The following is a 581-nucleotide window of genomic DNA, read 5'->3' on the forward strand; positions in this document are numbered from 1 at the left end:
CCGCGTAGGACGCGGCCCTGGCGTCGGGCATTGCGCTCAACGGCATGGCGGCGGTGCGGCCCGCGGAATGGCGCGGCCTGTTCGAGCGGGCCCGCGAAGGTGGCACCGGCTCCGCAGAGTCTGCTGCCAACGGATTGCATGGGGTTGCAGCCGCCGTGGGCGCGGCCCACGCCGGCCAGTCCCTGGGACAGCAGGCCGCCGGACACAATGGCGCAGCCTTGGCCCAGCCCGACGCCCAGGCACAGCCGGGCAATTCCACCGAGCGCGAGCAGCAGGTGTCCGAGCAGGTGGCCTTCTGGGTGCACAACAAGAGCCAGAACGCCTCGCTGTCTGTCGAGCATGAGGGCAAGGCCATCCAGGTGCAGGTCAGCCTGCAGGGCAACGAGGCCCATGTGCGCTTTGGCGCCAGCGAATCTCAGGCGCGGGAATGGCTGGGCAACGGTGCCGACCAGCTGCGCGAGCTGCTGCAGGCCCAGGGCCTGCAACTGGCCGGCGTCAGCGTGGACGCGGGTGGCCAGTCCGGCAATGGCGAAGCGGGGGGGCGCCAGGGCGCGGATGCCCAGGCGCGCCAGGGCCGCGTG

1 protein-coding gene is annotated in these 581 nt (G+C 72.3%); it reads left to right on the top strand.

Annotated elements, in window-relative coordinates; genetic code table 11:
• Positions 1-53: 53 nt before the first annotated feature.
• Positions 54-581, top strand: a 528-nt coding sequence (locus L995_RS31190; protein ID WP_231574579.1) for a flagellar hook-length control protein FliK, incomplete at its 3' end; no start/stop codon positions are given.

Origin of the sequence: Delftia sp. ZNC0008, assembly GCF_000799035.1 — a bacterium.
Taxonomy (GTDB): Bacteria; Pseudomonadota; Gammaproteobacteria; order Burkholderiales; family Burkholderiaceae_C; genus Comamonas; species Comamonas tsuruhatensis.